The 19,724-nt window shown below is 54.7% G+C and carries 16 protein-coding genes; 13 read left to right on the top strand and 3 right to left on the bottom strand.

Annotated features, from left to right (window positions below; genetic code table 11):
• Nucleotides 1-284: 284 nt before the first annotated feature.
• The 9 genes from ABEA92_RS20245 (at nucleotide 285) to ABEA92_RS20205 (ending at nucleotide 8,932) form a co-directional block, all read left to right on the top strand.
• Entirely contained in the window at nucleotides 285-974 is a 690-nt protein-coding gene (locus tag ABEA92_RS20245) for a helix-turn-helix transcriptional regulator (RefSeq protein WP_345685665.1), read from the top strand.
• 64 nt (nucleotides 975-1,038) lie between these two features.
• Nucleotides 1,039-1,854 (top strand): Fe-S cluster assembly ATPase SufC, encoded by an 816-nt coding sequence (gene sufC / locus ABEA92_RS20240; RefSeq protein ID WP_008700831.1) that lies wholly within the window; start codon nucleotides 1,039-1,041, stop codon nucleotides 1,852-1,854.
• 280 nt (nucleotides 1,855-2,134) lie between these two features.
• Nucleotides 2,135-3,541 (top strand): Fe-S cluster assembly protein SufB, encoded by a 1,407-nt coding sequence (gene sufB / locus ABEA92_RS20235; protein ID WP_345685664.1) that lies wholly within the window; start codon nucleotides 2,135-2,137, stop codon nucleotides 3,539-3,541.
• 160 nt (nucleotides 3,542-3,701) lie between these two features.
• Nucleotides 3,702-5,006: a Fe-S cluster assembly protein SufD gene (sufD, locus tag ABEA92_RS20230; protein ID WP_345685663.1), complete on the top strand. Its 1,305-nt coding sequence runs from the start codon at nucleotides 3,702-3,704 to the stop codon at nucleotides 5,004-5,006.
• Nucleotides 5,007-5,118: 112 nt separating this feature from the next.
• Nucleotides 5,119-5,439, top strand: a complete 321-nt coding sequence (locus ABEA92_RS20225; RefSeq protein ID WP_345685662.1) for a metal-sulfur cluster assembly factor — start codon at nucleotides 5,119-5,121, stop codon at nucleotides 5,437-5,439.
• Between the two features lie 251 nt (nucleotides 5,440-5,690).
• Nucleotides 5,691-6,713: an ATP-grasp domain-containing protein gene (locus ABEA92_RS20220; protein ID WP_345685661.1), complete on the top strand. Its 1,023-nt coding sequence runs from the start codon at nucleotides 5,691-5,693 to the stop codon at nucleotides 6,711-6,713.
• Nucleotides 6,659-7,726, top strand: coding sequence for a hydantoinase/oxoprolinase family protein (locus ABEA92_RS20215; protein ID WP_345685660.1), 1,068 nt, complete (start codon nucleotides 6,659-6,661; stop codon nucleotides 7,724-7,726). Before ABEA92_RS20220 ends, ABEA92_RS20215 begins: the two co-directional genes overlap by 55 nt.
• A gap of 66 nt (nucleotides 7,727-7,792) precedes the next feature.
• On the top strand, nucleotides 7,793-8,440 hold the full coding sequence (locus ABEA92_RS20210; RefSeq protein ID WP_345685659.1) for an amino acid kinase family protein: 648 nt from the start codon (nucleotides 7,793-7,795) through the stop codon (nucleotides 8,438-8,440).
• A gap of 93 nt (nucleotides 8,441-8,533) precedes the next feature.
• Nucleotides 8,534-8,932, top strand: a complete 399-nt coding sequence (locus ABEA92_RS20205) for a methionine-R-sulfoxide reductase (protein ID WP_345685658.1) — start codon at nucleotides 8,534-8,536, stop codon at nucleotides 8,930-8,932.
• Between the two features lie 20 nt (nucleotides 8,933-8,952).
• Here ABEA92_RS20205 and ABEA92_RS20200 read toward each other — a convergent pair whose 3' ends face one another.
• The 3 genes from ABEA92_RS20200 to ABEA92_RS20190 are packed head-to-tail and all read right to left on the bottom strand — an operon-like array spanning nucleotide 8,953 to nucleotide 12,752.
• A complete protein-coding gene (locus ABEA92_RS20200) occupies nucleotides 8,953-10,740 on the bottom strand; it encodes a tetratricopeptide repeat protein (RefSeq protein ID WP_345685657.1) in 1,788 nt (595 codons plus the stop codon).
• Nucleotides 10,741-10,764: 24 nt separating this feature from the next.
• Nucleotides 10,765-11,619, bottom strand: a complete 855-nt coding sequence (kdsA, locus tag ABEA92_RS20195) for a 3-deoxy-8-phosphooctulonate synthase (protein ID WP_345685656.1) — start codon at nucleotides 11,617-11,619, stop codon at nucleotides 10,765-10,767.
• 17 nt (nucleotides 11,620-11,636) lie between these two features.
• Nucleotides 11,637-12,752 (bottom strand): diacylglycerol/lipid kinase family protein, encoded by a 1,116-nt coding sequence (locus ABEA92_RS20190; RefSeq protein ID WP_345685655.1) that lies wholly within the window; start codon nucleotides 12,750-12,752, stop codon nucleotides 11,637-11,639.
• Nucleotides 12,753-13,006: 254 nt separating this feature from the next.
• Between ABEA92_RS20190 and ABEA92_RS20185 the strand changes: the two genes are divergently transcribed.
• The 4 genes from ABEA92_RS20185 to ABEA92_RS20170 all read left to right on the top strand — a co-directional run bounded on the left by ABEA92_RS20185 (nucleotide 13,007) and on the right by ABEA92_RS20170 (nucleotide 19,672).
• Nucleotides 13,007-13,486, top strand: coding sequence for a hypothetical protein (locus tag ABEA92_RS20185; RefSeq protein WP_345685654.1), 480 nt, complete (start codon nucleotides 13,007-13,009; stop codon nucleotides 13,484-13,486).
• A 259-nt stretch (nucleotides 13,487-13,745) separates the two neighbouring features.
• Nucleotides 13,746-14,756 (top strand): hypothetical protein, encoded by a 1,011-nt coding sequence (locus ABEA92_RS20180; RefSeq protein WP_345685653.1) that lies wholly within the window; start codon nucleotides 13,746-13,748, stop codon nucleotides 14,754-14,756.
• A 126-nt stretch (nucleotides 14,757-14,882) separates the two neighbouring features.
• Nucleotides 14,883-18,599: a PAS domain-containing protein gene (locus tag ABEA92_RS20175; RefSeq protein WP_345685652.1), complete on the top strand. Its 3,717-nt coding sequence runs from the start codon at nucleotides 14,883-14,885 to the stop codon at nucleotides 18,597-18,599.
• 167 nt (nucleotides 18,600-18,766) lie between these two features.
• Entirely contained in the window at nucleotides 18,767-19,672 is a 906-nt protein-coding gene (locus ABEA92_RS20170) for a response regulator (protein WP_345685651.1), read from the top strand.
• The last annotated feature ends 52 nt before the right edge of the window (nucleotides 19,673-19,724 follow it).

Raw genomic sequence — 19,724 nt, 5'->3', positions numbered from 1 at the left:
AAGAGCGGCAAATGATAACAATTCATCCGCATGCTGCTCAGGGGGACTCTGTGCTCCGGCGGCGAGACTCTACTCAAATCATGCGGTCGCCTTGGCGGCATCTATTGCCCACTCTAGGGGCCTCAAACCGGCGTTGATGTGCCCATGATCGCCATTGAACGCATTTTTGACAACAGCGGTTGTCAAAAATAGGTTTGCTCCCAATAATGACTGTGTTGCGTTGGTATTTTTGCTGATCGCACGCTTTTCGTTACGTTTTTTCGTTACGTCCAACCAAGTTGTCCATGACGTCGTCTTCAGTCCCATCTGCTGCCATTGATGAACTCCGGTCGGTTGATCGCGAATTATTGATGGCAATGCGTAGCGGGGACGCGTTTGGCATTGGGGATTTGACGGAACAGCTCGGAGTGACGGCGACTGCAATTCGCCAGCGGATTGAGCGGTTGCTTGAATCAGGGCTGATTGAACGCGAGAAGATTGTTGCCGGACGTGGCCGACCGACATTCCAGTATCGATTGACAGTGCGAGGACATCGACGTGCCGGGGCGAACCCCGCCGAGTTGGCCGAGGCAATGTGGCAAGAGATATTGGCGATCCCGGATCCCAAAATTCGCCAACAGTTACTTAGTTCGGTGGCAAACCGGTTAGGACGTCAGTTTGCGACTCAGGTCGATCGCGAAGTCGATCAGGACCAATCGTTTGAGTCACGGATGATCAAATTGTCGGAAATGTTGACCGATCGTCACATCACGACAGAGATTTCCCATGCGGGAGACTTGCCCGTGCTTGATATCTGCGCGTGCCCGTACCCATCGCTCACGGACACATCGGACGAACGTGCGATGTGTCGACTCGAAGAAGAAATGATATCCGAGGCGCTTGGTCGCCCGGTCCACCTCAGCAGTTGTCGACTCGATGGAGACCACTGTTGCCAATTTGCTGCGACGGGTGAGCCGTCGGACTCAGCAAATTAAACGACATGGTGCTCTCGATACAACTTACAACGATTCCCTTCCTTTTGAATTTTTGCAATCAAGCATGACACACGTACTGCAGATCAAGAACCTTCACGTTTCGGTTGGCGACAAGCCAATCCTTCGCGGCGTCAACTTGACGCTCAACCATGGTGAGACGCACGCCTTGATGGGTCCCAATGGTAGCGGCAAAAGCACGCTTGGCTTGGCGATCATGGGTCATCCGGGCTACGAAGTCACCGACGGATCGATCACGCTTGATGGCGAAGATGTGTTGGCCATGTCGCCCGATGAACGTGCTCGCGCGGGAATCTTCATGGCGTTCCAACGACCGATGGCGGTCCCCGGTGTGAAGATGGCGGACTTCCTTCGCCATGCAACCACCAACGTTCGTCGCCCCGACCGAAAGGAAGGCGAGGAATTGATCCCGATGCGTGAGTTCCGTAAGGAATTGAAGGAAAAGATGGCACATTTGCGAATGGACGAAGAATTCGCACGCCGCTATGTCAACGACGGCTTTTCCGGTGGCGAAATGAAACGCGCCGAGATCCTGCAACTTGCCATGCTGCAGCCCAAGTTTGCGGTTCTCGATGAAACCGACAGCGGTTTGGATGCCGACGCAGTGCGTTTGGCGAGCGAATCGATTGCGGAAATCGGACACCAGAAAATGGGTCTGCTGATCATCACGCACCACGACAAACTGCTCGAACACAATCCACCTCAATACACCCACGTCATGTTGGGTGGCCGATTGGTGGAAACCGGTGGCTCGGAGTTGGCCGAAGAACTACATCGCCACGGTTACGACCGCATCCGCAAAGCGTACCCCGAAGCGGAAGCGGCCAACCAAGAGATGCTGGCCGAAGAAGCCGCGGTGTAACCGCGACCTTTGCAAGGCTAGTGAGAAACGGAAGGCTCGTGAGCAATCACGGGTTCGCAAGAATCGGCAAGCGTCGCCATCGCTTCACTTGGCTTGCTTTTGAAGCTTGCTTGCGAGGCGACCGAGGATGAGAGGCTAGCTGAACTTTGGCTGGGCAACCTTGCCTAAACGCAGGCGTTGCCTAAACGGGCCTACCCCAAAGGGTCCTGCCTGACGGCGGGCTAGGGTCCGAGAAACGAATAAAACTGCACTTTGAAATTTGAATACGTTAGGAAATACGATGTCCACTGATGTGACCGAAAAGTCTGACATTGGCGAAATTAACAAGTACAACTTCCGCACGGAAACCACCGGCGTCTTTCGTGCTGAAAAAGGCTTGAATAAGGATGTCGTGAATCAAATTTCCGACATCAAAAACGAACCCGACTGGATGCGAGAATTCCGGCTCAAGTCGCTGGAAATCTTTGAATCCCGACCGATGCCAAAATGGGGCGGGGCAATTGATATCGATTTTCAAGATATCTATTACTACCTCAAACCGACCGATCATCAGGGCAAGACCTGGGACGACGTCCCCCAAGAAATCAAGGACACGTTTGACAAGTTGGGCATTCCCGAGGCTGAGAAGAAATTCTTGGCGGGGGTAAAGGCTCAATTTGAAAGCGAAGTGGTTTATGGATCGCTCGAAGAAGACCTCGCCAAACAAGGCGTGATCTTTACCGATACCGACACCGCGGTTCGCGAGCATCCTGATTTGCTGCGTGAACACTTTGGCAAAATCATTCCGCCGGAAGACAACAAATTCGCAGCGCTCAACAGCGCCGTGTGGTCCGGCGGATCGTTCATCTACATTCCCAAGGGAGTTCACATTGACTTCCCACTGCAGGCGTATTTCCGCATCAACGCCGAAAGCATGGGGCAGTTTGAACGAACGCTGATCATCGTCGATGAAGGGGCCAGCGTGCATTATGTCGAAGGCTGTACCGCACCGATGTACAGCACCGAAAGCCTGCACAGTGCAGTCGTCGAAGTGGTCGTCAAACGCAACGCACGTTGCCGCTACACGACGATCCAAAACTGGGCGAACAACATTTACAACCTAGTCACCAAGCGTGCGTACGCTTACGGCGACGCGACGATGGAATGGGTCGACGGCAACCTCGGCAGCAAGTTGACGATGAAGTACCCCGCGGTCCACATGATGGAACCGGGTGCTCGCGGTGAAATCTTGTCGATCGCATTCTCGAGTGCCGGCCAGCACCAAGACGCCGGTGCCAAGCTGGTCCATTGTGCTCCGAACACGACCGGTCAAATCATTAGCAAGAGCATCAGCAAGAACGGCGGCCGCAGCAGTTACCGTGGCTTGGTCCGCGTCGAGCCCGGTGCTCATAACAGCAAAAACAATGTTGTCTGTGACGCATTGATCTTGGACCCTGAAAGCCGCAGTGACACTTACCCCTATATCGAGATTGCCGAACAAGACGTTCAGATTGGTCACGAGGCGAGTGTGTCGCGCATCGGCGAAGAACAAATGTTCTATCTGCTCAGCCGCGGGCTTACCGAACAAGAAGCGAGCACGATGATCGTCAACGGTTTCATCGAGCCTCTCGTCAAAGAGTTGCCAATGGAATACGCGATCGAAATGAATCGCTTGATTCAGCTGCAAATGGAAGGCAGCGTCGGCTAAGCCGCCTACCCGCCTTTCCTTTAGTCGTAGCCAAATCACGTCACCTGATCGGGCGATTGCACCCGCCCGATCGTTCGCGCCGGCGACCTTGGCTACCATGCCTCTCATTCCTCCACGTGGCACGCGTGTCTGCTTGCCGCTTCAAGCTAACTAAATTCAGATGACGCAAACGACAACTTTAACGTTCGATCAAGCCGGTTTCGATTCATTTTTGGCGGCCCAAAGCGAACCCGATTGGCTGACCCAACTTCGCCGTGATGCTTGGCAGCACTTCGAAAAAATGGGCTGGCCCGATCGACGTCACGAAGAGTGGATCCGCACCGATATCCGCGCCTTCCAATTGGGCAAGTTCGGAATTCCAGCGACCGAATCACGCGACGCTCCGACCAAGGCACAGCTTCGCAAAGGCGTCGAGCTTGGCGGTTCGATTGAAACCGTCGATAGCTACGTTGTTGGCGAAACGCTTGATGAAGAGCTGGCCGCCAAGGGAGTTGTGTTCGGCAGCTTGTCGCGAATGTGTGCCGAGCATCCTGAATTGGTTCGGCCTCATTTATTCACCGCATTTGATCCCGACTACGACAAATTCGCGGCACTGCATGCGGCGTTTTGGGCGGGCGGTCAATTCTTGTACGTCCCACGTGGTGTCGTACTCGACAAACCGCTACACATCGGTTCGATGATGACCGATGGCGGCACCGATACGACCCATACGTTGATCGTGTTGGATGAAGGCGCCGAAGCAACCGTGCTGCACGAATCCAATGGCGTCGGCGAACAGAGCAAAGGTCTGCATGTTGGTGCGGTCGAAGTGGTGCAAAAGGCCAACTCGCATCTTCGCTATGTCAACTTGCAAGAATGGGGCTACGGCACCTACCAATTTGCTCATCAAAAAGCATTGGTCGGCAAAGACTCGACCCTGCAATGGACGATCGCGGCGATGGGTTCATTGCTATCCAAAGTCAACCAATCGGTTGATTTGGTCGGCCCTGGGGCCGACAGCCAAGTCAACGGCGTGATGTTCACCGAAGGTCGCCAACACCTCGCTTACCACACGCTGCAGCATCACCGGGCTCCGAGCTGCCACAGTGACTTTTTGTACAAGTCGGCTCAACAAGACAAGAGCCGCACCGTTTGGCGTGGCATGATCAAAGTCGATCCGATCGCCCAGAAAACCGATGGCTATCAACGCAACGACAACCTTGTGTTGTCCGAATCATCGCGAGCCGACTCGATCCCTGGATTGGAGATCGAAGCGGACGACGTGCGTTGCACGCACGGCAGCACGACGGCGAAGGTGGACGAAGAGCAGATTTTCTACGCCCGCTGCCGTGGCTTCACTCGCAAAGAAGCCACTCGAATGATCGTCAGCGGCTTCTTTCAACAGATTTTCGATCGCATCACGATCGAAAGTGTTCGCGACGCGCTTGGTGCGGCGATCGCCCGCCAAGTTCGCGAGTACGAATAGTCTACAAAAGCCCAGCTATTTGGTACAATCGACAAGACTCGCGACAACGTGAGTCTTTGTTTCCGTTCACTGATCACTTATTCCACCCCCCGTCCGATAGGTAGCGATCACCATGGCACTTGCTGAAGACAAAGTCCGTGAAGCGCTCAAGCAGGTCATCGATCCTGAGCTTTATGTCAACATTGTCGATCTCGGATTGGTTTATGAAATCCGGATCAACGAGGAACAGGAAGACGGTCGTCACAACGTGGAAATCGACATGACGATGACCAGCCCAATGTGTCCCGCTGGTCCTCAATTGGTTGCCGGAACCAAGGGGGCTGCCGAAGGACTTGACGAAGTCAACACGGCCGAAGTCAAAGTGGTCATGGACCCGCCGTGGTCTCCCGATAAGATGACGGACGAAGCCCGCGACCATTTGGGCATTTTTTAGTCGCCGATTGACGGCATGACGACGGCGGTCTTCGGACCACCGAGTAAGCGGTGCAGGCAACCGAGCCCAACATTCACTGTGGTCGGTTTCGAAACCGTTTTTCTAGGCATCTCCATCCATTGCAATCGACCAACCCGGTTGCATATTGAATGATAGACAGCTCATCGACCGGCTCGTTTTGTGAACGACACGTCGAAAGCTTACCCACCATTTATCAGGCTCACAGCAAGCCATATTAGCGGATCGAATTCATGCGTATCTTTGTCGGCGAGTACGTCTGTGGTGGCGGCCATTCAGAGAAAGAACTGAACACGATCCCCGATTCGCTGCGAGACGAAGGTGCGGCAATGTTGCGGGCCATCGTGAGCGATTTGTCGGAATTTGCCACGGTCACGGTGCCATTGGATCCGCGGCTGAACATCGAGGTTGATGCAGCGGAAATCGTTCCAGTGCATGCCAATGATTCCATCTACGGACAATGGGTTGCAGCGGCGAAGAACTGTGACGCCGCGTTGATCGTGGCCCCCGAAAGCAACGGCATCCTGGCCAAATCGGTGGCCATGCTGCGAGCCGGCGGAGTGGATGTGATCGCAGGCAGCGGCGATTTTCTTCGTGTGGCAAGCGACAAGATGCAAACGGCCAAATGTTTGCATTCCGCAGGCGTTGCCCACCCGCTGTTTGTCACGCTCGCGGATGATCGCTACGAGCAAGAGATCCAGAACTTCAAACGCTTTGTGATGAAGCCACGCGACGGATGTGGCACCCAGGAAATCCGGACCTTCGACTCCTATGCCGAAGCCAAATCGCTGTTGACCGACGATCTGATCCTGCAGCCTTGGATGCCGGGGCTGGCGATCTCGATTGCTTTGATTGCCTCGGGCACCAATTTGACGTTGTTGCCGGCAGTGCGACAAGAACTCCAGGATCAATCTTGCGAATATGCCGGAGGGCAAGGCCCGTTGGATGATGAAGCCCAACGTCGCGCCGCCGTGTTGGCGTCGCGAGCGATCGCGGCGATGCCGCCGACCGCTCGCGGGTTTGTTGGAATCGACATGCTGCTGGGCGATTGTTCAAGCGAAGACTACGTGATCGAAATCAACCCCCGGCTGACGACGTCGTACGTTGGACTTCGTCAAATGATCCATGGCAATTTGGCCGCTCGGCTGTTTGACCTGGAAACCGGACCGGTCTCGTGTAATGCCGCAGTCGACTCGGTGCGATGGACTCCCTCGGGAACCGTTTGGATCAACGATACAGTGATGCAGTCGACGTGATAGTCGGAATCGATATCGGTGGCGCCAACCTAAAGTTTGCTAGCGAGTCGAAGCAGGCGCACTCTTGTTTTTTTCCGATGTGGCGTCAACCGGAAACGCTCAAGGATTCGCTCTGTAGCGCGCTTGGCATGTATCAAGACGTCACGGCAATCGCCGTCGTCATGACCGGCGAACTTGCCGACTGCTTTATCGACCGATCCGAAGGGGTCTTTCACATCGTCGACCACACCCGGCGGGCCGCAGCCGAACTCGGTATTAACGCCTGCTACTTCTATGGTGTCGATGGTTTGTTTCGCGAGCACGTGGTGGCCGACGACGTCGACCGGATTGCCGCAGCAAACTGGCATGCACTTGGAAGCTATGTCAGCCAATCCATTGCCCCCAATGCCTTGCTGATCGATATCGGATCGACCACGACCGACATCATCCCGATTCGCAATGGAAAAGTGGCGACCAAAGCACAAACCGACTATGACCGTCTCTGCGAAGGTTCGCTGGTGTACGTCGGCTGCCAACGGACCCCGGTCTGTGGGCTTTGTTCGTGGATGACGTATCAAGGCAATCGCATCCCGGTGATGAACGAATTTTTTGCCACCATCGACGACGCTCGAGTGATGCTTGGATTTGTTCCAGAGGACGCTAATGATTTTGAAACCGCCGACGGAAAGGCTCGCACCAAAGAATTTGCATCCAACCGTTTAGCAAGAATGATCGGCTTGGACCGCCGCAATGTGTCGCTTGACCAAGCAACTCGAATTGCCGAACAAGTTGTCAGCGCGGCGCAACAACAGATCGCTTATTCGGTGCAACGGCTGCTGTCCAAAACAGCCTTCAAACCGACCATCTACGTGATAAGCGGCCACGGAAACGATCTGTTGAAAATCCCACGCGAAGTGGAAGTGATCACGATGACCAAACAGATGGGGGACGAAGCGGCACGTGGCGCCCCATCGTACGCGGCTGCAAAACAACTACGACGATTTCTCGAGTCGAATTCCAACCATGGGCTCTAACACTCCATTGCGATTGCCGATCCAACCAAATGCCAAGCGTTGTCTTGCGGCCCTCGTGATGCTGTCATGGTTCGGACGGAACTAATGCGGCGAGTCATTAAAATTGGCGGCAGTCTGATGTCACGCCCCGACCTGCCTAGCTGTCTACCCAAGCTGCTAGACGCGATCGCGGCCCCAGACCAGCCCGCGACATTGTCGCCCGAGACTGTATTGCCAGAGACATTGTCGCCTGAAACGTTGGTGATTGTCGGCGGCGGTGAGCTCGTCGATTCGCTGCGAAGTTGGGACCAACTTCGGTCGCTCGATCCTGTGAAAACGCATTGGCAATGTATCGATTTGCTGCAGTATACTTTCGAGGTGATCAGCGATTGGTTTCCTGCGTGGCACCGAGTCGACACGGCGGCCTCGCTTCAGCAATCGATGACACAAGGATTCTCGACGACGGTCCCGAATCTAATCGCGGTGCGATGTTTCTATGACCGTGGCAACCAAGGCAACCTGCCACACGATTGGCGAACCACCAGCGATTCGTTAGCCGCTAAATTGTGCAGCGACACCGACGCCGATGAATTGGTTCTACTGAAATCATGTGAGGTCGATCCATCTTGGGACCGGCAAAGCTTGATTTCGCGTGGTGTGATTGACGAGGCGTTCGCTGCATTTGATCATGCCGATTGGAAGTTACGCATTGTTTCGGCCAATGCCGTCGCGTGACCGCAACATCGATTTGCCCAGCGATTCGCCCCGTTACCTTAGCCCGATCAACAATCTCTATATCCCTCAGCCTCTGAATACACGGAGTTTCCGATGCCAGAATTCAACAAACTCACCCCTGACGAAGCCCGCGTTTTGCTAGAAAAAGGGACCGAGCGTCCTGGGACCGGTGCGCTGTTAGACAACGAAGCGGAAGGCGTCTATCTGTGCCGCCGCTGTAACGCCCAACTCTATCGTTCGCAGGACAAATTCCACTCTGGATGTGGTTGGCCCAGTTTTGATGACGAGATCGAAGGGGCCGTTCGCCACGAAATCGATGCGGATGGACGCCGCGTCGAAATCTTGTGCGAAAACTGTGGCGGCCACCTAGGACATGTTTTCAAAGGCGAGCGGCTGACCGAGAAGAACACCCGCCACTGCGTCAATTCGCTATCGATGCGTTTCATCCCGGCCGGTCAAGAAATTCCGGCCGTCATCAAACCCGACGCCTAACTCGAGTGCGGCAACCGACCTCAGTCGGATTCGGATTTTTGAATCAAACGAGCGCGGATTCGATTGCCGTGTTCCTGGATGTCGCCCGTGTGCTTGTAAAGCTCAACGGCTTGATCATCCTTTTCAAGATGTTCAATCGTGCGACCCAGGTTATAGCGAGCGGCAGGGGACCAATGTGATAGTTGAGAATCGTCGAGCACTCGTTTACGGAACCACGTTTCCGCAGTGTCGTAACGCCCATCGTCGTATTGAATCAAACTAAGCCAATAGGTTGCGGTTTGTTTACCGAGCCGGATCATCGCTTGAGCCTGCTGGACTTGACGATCATACACTTCGGGTGCCATTCCTAATTCGCGTCGGATCCCGTAAGCCTTTTGCAGATCGACATCGATACGAAGATCGGCAATCTCGAATTCAGGTTTACGCTGGCTCAGGTAAAGCGGCCGAGCCCCTTTTTGACTCGCTTCGTCATCATTGTCAAATTGGCCGTGCAAATGTCGCCATCGCGCTAAGGAAAACAGTCGCGACGATTCAACGTCGGCATCCATGATCGCCCATCGCGAGAAATACCAAAACCCAAGCAGTGGATCTCGCTGGGCCGCTTGCTCGAGCGCCGCATGGTAGACCTCGGCTAAAATCGGCACCTCCCAAATACGAACGCCGGCAATCCCAGCCGCCGCATCCAGCCGCTCTGCGACTTGATCCACATCGGTATAGACTGTCATTCGACGATCGCCTGCCAACCTGGATTCCAAATGTCGCATGCGTGAACTGATCCCGACCGGCAACACATTCAACAACGCAATGTTCTGCTGAACGTCTTGCTTGCTGAAGGGATAGTCGTAGAAGCCGGGGATATTCAGCCGACGCATCACGGCCGCGTCGGTGCGAGCCTGGGCCAACGTGGCGATCCCGATTTGATCGGGGCCAGGAACAAAAATGCCCAACGCGGGTTCGAACAAGTAGACATTCTCACCGACCAAAACGCCGACGGCCCACGGTTTCAATTGGCCGGTTTCCGTCGACTGGATCGCCAACATGGCTGCGGTGATTCCGGCCTGGCGACACAATTGCGTGAACACGCCGGTTCGCTGCAGTGCGTCGCCCGTCCCCCGCCAAACACTCTCGTAATCGGTTTGTCGATAACCGGCGCCTTGGAAAACCATGCCCAGCGGCAATTCAGGTGGCGTGATCTGTAACGCAGGCGGAGCCACAAATGGTTCGAGCGCCACATTGCGAATCGTCCAATCAAAGAAGCGACATGCCGTCCGCAGCCGGTTCGCTTCGTCTGCACCTAATTTCTGCTCTTGATCGGCCAACCATGTCGTCAACAGCGGATCGTCGCTTTGCGGTGAATCGACCCATTTAGCGATCGCCCCAAACAGGTAGGCATCACGCAGATGGCTGACGTCGGAGCGTTGAAATCGGTCTCCGAGCACAAGTTCGTCGACGCGTTCGCTGGGCAACAAATCCGAAATGGTTTTCAACAACTCCGGCTTCGCAGCGTTGTCGGACATCGGAACCGATTCGAGCCAACGGTTCAGATGATAGGTGATTTGCCGACGTGATTCGTCCTGATTCAACTCGATCAAACGAGTTAGCAAGCTGTGGACTTCACCCAAATGGTCCTGTTTTGTCTCGGTTTGTAGCCGTGCTTGACGTTGAACCTGGATTTTTTGCACAACGCTCGCGTCGTCACTACAACCGATCACCGCCAGCAGCAACAGTGGGGCAATCGCGAAACGGACGATGCGAAGCGGCGAAACGAAAGTTCGATATCGCTTGAACGAGCGAGTTTGTGAGGCCATAGGTGGTTTTGAACAGGGGATGCTTTAGGCCGAGATTTCAGCACAGGCCGCGCGGAGCCTGAGCAAACGATCCATCATCGGTCCAAACGCGTCCAATGGAATCATATTGGGCCCGTCGCTGGGAGAGGTCTCAGGATCTGGATGCGTTTCAAAAAAGACGGCGTCGATACCGATTGCTACGGCAGCCCGTGCCAAAGGTTCGACCATTTCTCGATTTCCCCCTGTAGCGCCGCCCAGACCACCAGGCCGCTGGACGCTGTGCGTGGCGTCAAAAACCACCGGCACGCCGAGCGACCGCATGATCGGCAGCGACTGCATGTCATTGACCAACCGTCCGTAGCCAAAAAAGGTGCCGCGTTCGCACAGCATCACGCCCCCATCACCGCTGGCGTGAACCTTTTCGACGACATACCGCATGTCCTCAGGAGCCATAAACTGCCCCTTTTTCACATTCAGCGGGCGGCCGGTTTTGGCAGCCGCGACGACAAGATCGGTTTGCCGAGCTAGAAAAGCGGGGATTTGCAGCAGCGCACACACCTCGGCCACCGCGTCGACTTGATCGGGCAAATGGACGTCCGTGGTCACCGGCAGCCCGCAATGCTGATGGACTTGTTCGAGCATCCGCAGCCCTTCGTCGATGCCCGGACCGCGTTTTGCATTAACGCTGGTCCGATTCGCCTTGTCAAAGGAAGCCTTGAAAACCACGTTGACGTCGGCACGCTGCTGCAGCGCCGCCAACTCATCCGCGATCGAAAACGCAAGCTCTTTGGTCTGCAGGACGCAGGGCCCCGCGATCAACAGAAGGGGTTGGCCCGGCCCGCATTGGTAAGGACCGACCGATACAGAGGCGACAGGGTTGTTTGGGGATAAGTTGCTCATGCCTGTATCATCGGCAATCACGCTGGTTTCGACAATCGCCCCGAAAAATCGGCGGTGACGGGCATTCGCAAGCAAACACGGCCTGGCAGCGTCCTGATTTCCAGCGGTAAACGACCGACATAGTCTCCATCCAATTGGTAAGCCACCCGCGATTTCGATGTCATCACCACACGACGGGCTCGTTGGCGTCGGACGTCCGCGAAACCGAGATGGCGACCTGTGAAAATTCCCGCAACGTAGCGTAATCCGCTCAGAATCGTCCCCTGATAAAACGTGATCACGTCGAGCAAGCAATCATTCTCGATCGCATCGGGTTCGATGCGAAGCCCGCCGCCATAACAAGGAATGTTGAACACCATCGCCCAACAAGGTTGCCACGACAAATTGGGCTCAGAAGAATCGGGCCCAGAGGAATCGGGGGCAGACGACTCAGGCTCAGAGGTGGATGCCGGCGAATCTGCCGCCGCGGCATCCGTCACCGGAGCGACCGGCATTGGTACCGCCGGTTCAGCAGCTGGCTTGATGGCGTCGCGGTGCGATTCGCCAGCGTCATTCGAGACGTTCTCATCGGACTCGATCCGCAAATCAATTTTCGGAAATCGGTAACGTGACATCGCGCGAAGGATCGGACGCAGGTAGCTCAGCCGTTGGATGTGGCCTCGCCGTCGCAAATGGACATCTCGGACGACCTCGGCGTCGAAGCCGCACGAGGCCATCACCAAGAACAACCGACCGTTGGCCGAGCCCGCGTCGATGCGAAAGTCATGCCCTTGGAGAATTGTTTGGACCACGTCATCCGCATTGCCGGAAAACCCGAAATGCCGGGCCAACAGGTTCTCGGTTCCCATCGGCATTGGCACGATCGGGATTTCCGGTGTGGCCAAATCGGCTAACAAACTGATGGTGCCATCCCCCCCACAAGCGACCAAGATCAGCGAATGATCCGAGTTCGACTGGAACCGCAAAATGTGCTGGCGTATCACTTCAATCGAATCGGTCGCGATCGCTTTGATGCCATGTTCGTTCAAGCTCGCAACCAGCTTGGGAATTTCCTCGCGTCCTTGCCCTCGGCCTGCTTTGGGGCTGGCGCAAACGAGCACCGTGACGGGTTTGATCGCATCGGACTTATTCACAGCGTCGGCGGCAGGAGGGGGCGGCGCGGTCATTTTTTTGACAATTGCGTGTAGAGCACTATTTCTAACCTATCGTTTTAATGATCGTGCGATGATTCGGTGTGACGGAGAACCCGAGACACCGAACAAGCCGCACGATCGTTCAAAACGTTAAGAGCCCACCGAATCCACGATCATACGCGATCGCGATCCCGGCGAAGGGCAAAACGGGGTAGATCATTTCCGTCGATTCAATAGTGCAAGAGAACTAGGCCGTGAGCTTCTTTCGTCGATACTGGGCAGCCGCGTTGATCTTAGCCATTGTCGTCGTCCATGCGGCGGTGATCGGCTATGTCCGTAGCCGAGTCGCGCGGTTGCAAAACATCGAATCGAACACGTTCGATATGGGGCGTTACCGTTTCCAAAACGTATCGGATCCCTCCCGAGTCTATCAGTTTCAGCTGCATGCAGTGCTTGATCCCTCGCGCCGCCACGTCGGTCGCGAACTGCTTTCGCAACAAACCATGGAAATCCACGAGGAAGCCGAACATCTATTGCGTCAAGTCGACACGACGTGGCTGCGAGACCCCGAGCAGAGCGAACTTCGTGATCGGATGATGGAAATTATCGGCAAACACCTCGAAGAACCGATCGTACAGCGTTTGTTGATCACCGATTGGTTAGAACTTCCCGTGCCTGAATCTCGTGTCGATCTGCGACCGTCTACCGGCAATCAGATCACGCTGAATCCTTGATGGACGGTCATGCGGATGGACGGGCTCACGCTTGATGGACTCACACTGAATCCACTGCATCGGGCCGTCTTGGGGCCAACATTGCGTCCATCGAGACGGAGTCGATCGATCCTCCGCCGCCGCGTCCATCGCATCGCCACCTTGAGCTATCGCGAAAAACGCGGCACACTTTTGTATTCGTGATCGAACTGATCGAGCTGACGATTGATCGATCGATGCATATCGCCTGTCCCTTTGCTCTCTCTCCCTATTTTTTCTCATGTTGCTGATCGCGGTGGACGAGGCCGGGTACGGTCCGAAACTAGGCCCGCTGGTGGTGACAGCGACGGCATGGCAATTGCTTGATGGCGTGATCGATCCCGACCGATCACTCGCGTCGACCGACGCGGCGATCGCCGCCTTTTTTGCTCCGCTGTCGGATCCCGTCCGTTTCGGCGACCTGAAACTTGTCGTCGACGATTCCAAGAAACTGTTTCAATCGCGTAGCCATGATCCATTGGCGGTCTTACACGCGGTCGTCAGTGTTTGTAAAGCTTGGTGCGGTGATGGCGAGCTGAAGCTAAAACCGTGGCTAAAAAAGATCGCCACTCGCGAGGGGACCGCGTTAAAACACCCCGCTTGGCTGCGGAATCTGCAATCGGCTCCGTTTGTTTCTCGCAGCGACGCGCAACCGGTCATCGATCACTGGCAAAAAAACGGTGCCTTGTTGACCCAGGTCGCAACGCGGATTGTCACGGCTGAAAAATTCAACCAAATCATTGACCGCGGATTCAACAAATCGGATCTACTCTCGGACACCAGTCTTCGGTTGATCGCCGATCTTATCGACCCGCCGCTGGACACATCCGTCCGCTCGGATCCCAGCGATGCTGAACCGAACATCCTTGTCTATTGCGATCGGCACGGCGGACGTCAATTTTACGGGGCGGTGTTACAGCATATTTGGCCGGACGCTGCGCTTCGCATCATCAGCGAATCGCGACGCGAAAGCATCTATGAATTGGTTTCGGATCACCGCACAATCCAGATTCGCTTTACGGTCAAAGGCGACTCGTTTCCGCCGGTCGCCATGTCGTCGATTCATGCGAAATACCTGCGGGAACTATGCATGAATGCCTTCAATTGCTATTTCCAAAAACACGCAACCGAAGGACAAATCCTGCGTCCGACCGCGGGTTATCCCGTCGATGCGGAACGTTTTCTCGGCGACGCGGCCGCCACGATTCAGCGACTCGAAATTGATCGCAGTCGCTTGGTTCGCAGCCGCTAAGAATAGGGGCAGACTGCCGTTGGGCAGTGGAATTGAGTTCTTGTCGCCATTTCCCAGTTCTAAAGCTGCGGCACGGATTCGAACCAGTTAAAATGAGGGCCTACTCATTCCCAAACAGGCTGCAATATGAATGACCATGCCCTTCGGTCCGCGACGGCACTAGAGCCGTTTGATCCTTCGGTTCGAGCGATCATGGACCGAGTTTCGGATGTGGTGTGGTCCTCGACCGTCGATGGCAATCTGCTGCTCTATTTGAACCGGGCTGCCGAAAAAGTCTTCAATATTTCCTACCAGCCGTCCAAGCCGATCGAACTGCGGCAGCGTGCGATTTACACCGAAGATCGAATCGAAGTCCGCCGCAACATGGTCAACGTGCTCGAAGAGGGCACGCTGCGGCATAAATATCGTGTGGTCGACTCGTTAGGCGAGATCACTTGGCTTGACGAGCAATTGACCGTGGCCAACAACGCCGATGGTCATCCCACGCGAATTGATGCCATCGCGCAGATCATTTCGCCCAAAGATTTCTCGCTGCCCACCTCATTGGAATCCGTCAGCAAACACCAAACGTTACGCGAGCATGTGCAACTGAACGTCACTCGCAAGGACAAACGGGGACGGATTCAATATGCCAACGAAAACTTTTGCAGGACGCTCGGCAAAACGCTCGAGGAGATCGTGGGTAAAACCGATTTCGATCTCTACCCCGCCGAACTGGCAAAATCGTATGTGGACAATGACCAAGCGGTAATGGAGAGCGGCAAACCCGAACACTTGGTCGAAGAGAATCGCACCGCCGATGGTAGCACCGTTTACGTCGAGGTCCTCAAATTACCCACCCTCAACTCCAAAGGAGCGGTGGTGGGGATCCAGGTGATTTTCTGGGACGTCAGCAGCCAAAAAGCAACCGAGTTTGAACTTCAACAAACACGGTTCCTGATGGACACGTTGCTGGAAAATGTTCCCGATGCAATTTACTTTAAAGACAAGCAAAGCCGGTTTATCCGCATCAGTCGTGCTCATGCCCAATTGTTCCAACTAGCCGATCCAGCCGAAGCGATTGGAAAATCGGACGCCGACTTCTTTGGAATCGAACATGCCCGTAATGCCTTGGCGGACGAACGGCATATCATGAAGACCGGCGAGGCGATGGTTGCCAAAGTCGAACGTGAAACGTGGCCGGACCGTGAGGATACATGGTGCTCGACCACCAAATTGCCGCTACGAAACCCGAACGGAGAAATCATCGGGACATTCGGCATATCGCGGGATGTGACGCAACAAATGCGAGCGGAATTGGAATTGGCACGCGAGCGAGATCTGTTGAAAACGATCACCAACAACATTCCCGATTTGATCTATGTCAAAGACCGCTTCGGACGCTTCGTCACCGGCAACACGGCGCTAGTGAAAATGCTGAATCTGAACAGCGTCGAAGAGGTTGTCGGCAAAACCGATTACGATTTCCTGCCGCCTGAATTGGCCTGCAATTACGTTACCGATGACCAAAACGTGGTCCGCTCGGGCATTCCGTTGATTGATCAAGAAGAGTCATCGCTGGATGCCGAAGGAAACAAGCGTTGGTTGTTGACGACCAAGGTTCCGCTGCGTGACGAAAACGGCGACATCGCTGGCATCGTCGGAATCGGACGTGACATCACCGCACGGAAAATCGCCTCCGAAGAACTGCGAACCGCCATGGAAACGGCCGATGCAGCCAATCGGGCCAAAAGCGATTTCCTGGCCAACATGAGCCACGAGATCCGCACGCCGATGAACGCGATCATCGGCATGACCGAACTATTGCTCGATACCAAGCTGGATGCAACCCAGCGTGGCTATTTGAAAATGGTTGGCGAATCCGGCGATTCGTTGCTGGCGATCATCAACGACGTTCTTGATTTCTCAAAGATCGAAGCGGGCATGCTCGATATCGACAGCATGCCGTTTGATCTGCGTGAAACGCTCGGCGACACGATGAAAACGTTGGCCGTTCGCGCGCACTCCAAAGGACTCGAACTTGCATTTCGTGTCGCTCCCGAAATCCCTCCCTACGTCGTCGGTGACGCGGGACGCATTCGCCAAGTGTTGATCAATCTAGTAGGAAATTCGATCAAGTTCACCGAACACGGCGAAGTCGTGGTGGACGTTGAACTGAAATCAAAAACCGACGACGAGATTGAATTGTGCGTCTGTGTTCGTGATACCGGAATCGGCATCCCCGAGCACAAGTGCGAATCCGTGTTCAACGAATTTGAACAAGTCGATACGTCGACGACACGGCGTTATGGCGGCACCGGGTTGGGGCTCGCGATCTCTTCGAAACTTGTGGCCATGATGGGAGGCACCATTTGGGTCGAAAGCGAAGTCGGCGTGGGCAGCCAATTCTTCTTTACCATCCGACTGGAAATCGCCGACGAAGATGTGCAAACGATGAACCAACGTGGCATGGTCGTCGTTGGCGGCACCCGTGTCCTTGTCGTCGATGACAACGAAACCAATCGCTTGATCTTGCACGAAATGCTGACCAATTGGGGCATGCATCCGACATTGGCCAGCGGCACCGAAGAAGCCATCACGGAAATCAAAGCAGCAATCGATACTGAGGCCCCATTTGGATTGACCATCGCCGACGTCAACATGCCCGAACAAGATGGGTTCGAATTTGCCAAACGCGTTCGCAATGAACAGGGCATTGATGACATGCCGATCATCATGCTGACATCCGGCGGACGACTCGGCGACAAAAAACGGCGAAGCGAATATCGAGTCACCGACCGCTTGATGAAACCGGTCAAACAATCCGAACTGTTCGATTCGGTCGTCCGCGCCCTTGGCGTCAATGTGACCGAAGATCATCACGAACAACATCGCGGCGAAGTGTTTGACCTGCGTCCGCTGAATATCCTGCTCGCCGAAGACAATGTCGTGAACCAAAAACTGGCCGTCGGCGTGCTGACAAAATACAACCACAAGGTCACCGTCGTGGGTGACGGACAACAAGCGGTCGATGCGGTCCGCAAAAACACCTATGACGTTGTCTTGATGGATGTACAGATGCCTGAGATGGATGGATTGACGGCGGCAAAGAAAATCCGCGAAGCCGAACAGTCAACCGGGGCCCATGTTCCGATCATTGCCATGACCGCGCATGCGATGAAGGGAGATCGCGAAGGTTGTCTCGAAGCGGGGATGGACGAGTATGTTCCCAAACCCATTCGGATCGCCAATCTGTTCGAAAAACTCGCGCTCGTTCTAAACCGAACGGATTTCCAAATTCCTCCCGACGAAGCCGAGTCTTCAAATCAAGAGATTTGTGAACAAGCACAGCAAGCCGAACAAGCACAACAATCTCAGCAATCCGACGGCGAAAACACAGCCGATTCGAGAGCCGCTTACGATGACGCGGCAGCCACGGATACCACGCCAGCCACCGAAACCGCGTTAGCCACCGAAACCGCGGCGGACGATGACAGCGAAACGCAAACCGATTCGGCCACTTGGATTGATTGGGACAAACTCTACAACACGATTGGAAACAACCCGCCACTGATTGCCGAATTGTTCAAAGCGTTTGCTGAAGAAAGCGAAACGTTGATCGAGCAAATTGACAAAGCGATCAACGATCGCAATGTCGACTTGCTGAAAAGTTCAACACACACACTCAAAGGGGCTTCGATGGCGATTGGTGCCACTCAATTGTCCGAGTGCACGATGGAAATCGAAAAGGCAGCGAAAAACAACCAATTCGATAACGTCGATGCCGATCAGCAGCGGCTTCATCAATTGCTCCGAGACACCCTTGGCGAAACCAACGAGTTTCTCAGCAACGCAGTCAAATAACACTTCAAATCGCACGTTGGGAAGATTGCAAACGAAGCAGAGGTAGCGTGGATGTCGCCGGGATTTTCGATTGCGAACTATCTTGGCTCGTCTTGTGCCTTTACAATTTCCAGTACTGCGGCGGTAAACCAAACACCCCGACAAGGCCCTAAATTATGGAAAGCACGATGTCGCGTGTTCTATTAGCAGAAGACAGCCCCACTCAAGTCATCATGCTGCGTGCTCTTCTCGAAGAAGACTCACATGAAGTGATAGTGGCCACCGACGGTGCCAAGGCGCTCGCGATGATGAGCGAGCAACTTCCGGACATTGTTGTCACCGACATGCAGATGCCCAACATGAACGGGCTTGAACTGGTCCAGGCCATTCGCGCCCAATATGCATCGGTCCCCGTGATCTTGATCACAGGTCAAGGTAGTGAAGAACTTGCCGCCCAAGCGTTGCTTGATGGCGCCGCCGCCTACCTTCCCAAGTCGGTTGTCGATGAGCAATTGCTGGGATCGATTGAGCACGTGCTCGGATTGCTTGACACTTCGATGAGCTACCAGCACCTTATCGATCGCCTGGACTACAACCAATTTCAATTCACCCTCGAAAACAATCCCGACTTGGTGCCGCCGCTGGTCAATCTGATGCAACAAATGGTCGGCGGCATCCACCTTTGTGACAAAGTGACGCGTGCTCGGATCGGCATGGCGATTGAACAAGCGATACTGAATGCCATGATCCGAGGCAATCTAGAGATCAGTCACGAGGAACAATTGCAGGACGAAGAACTGCACGTTGCAAATGAGTTAACCTTTATCGAAAAAAGACGCTCGGAGTCGCCCTACGGTGATCGCCGCGTGATTTTCCGGGCTCACCTAGGCCGCGAACAACTCGCCTTTATCGTCAGCGACGAGGGCAAGGGATTTGATACCGAGTCGTATCTCGAAAACCATACCGATGATGTGACCGATGCCAAAGAGGGACGTGGGCTGGTTCTAATCCGATCGTTCATGGACGAAGTTCGTTTCAACGAATCGGGAAACGAAATTGTCATGATCAAAAACATCCAAGTGGGCGAAGGTTGACCCCGCTTGGTGCTGCGGCCCCCCGCCGATGAATTTTCCTTGTGACCACGTA

Source organism: Novipirellula caenicola, assembly GCF_039545035.1.
Taxonomy (GTDB): Bacteria; Planctomycetota; Planctomycetia; order Pirellulales; family Pirellulaceae; genus Novipirellula; species Novipirellula caenicola.
Note: the sequence above shows the minus strand (reverse complement) of the source record. Positions and strands in the feature narration are given on the sequence as shown.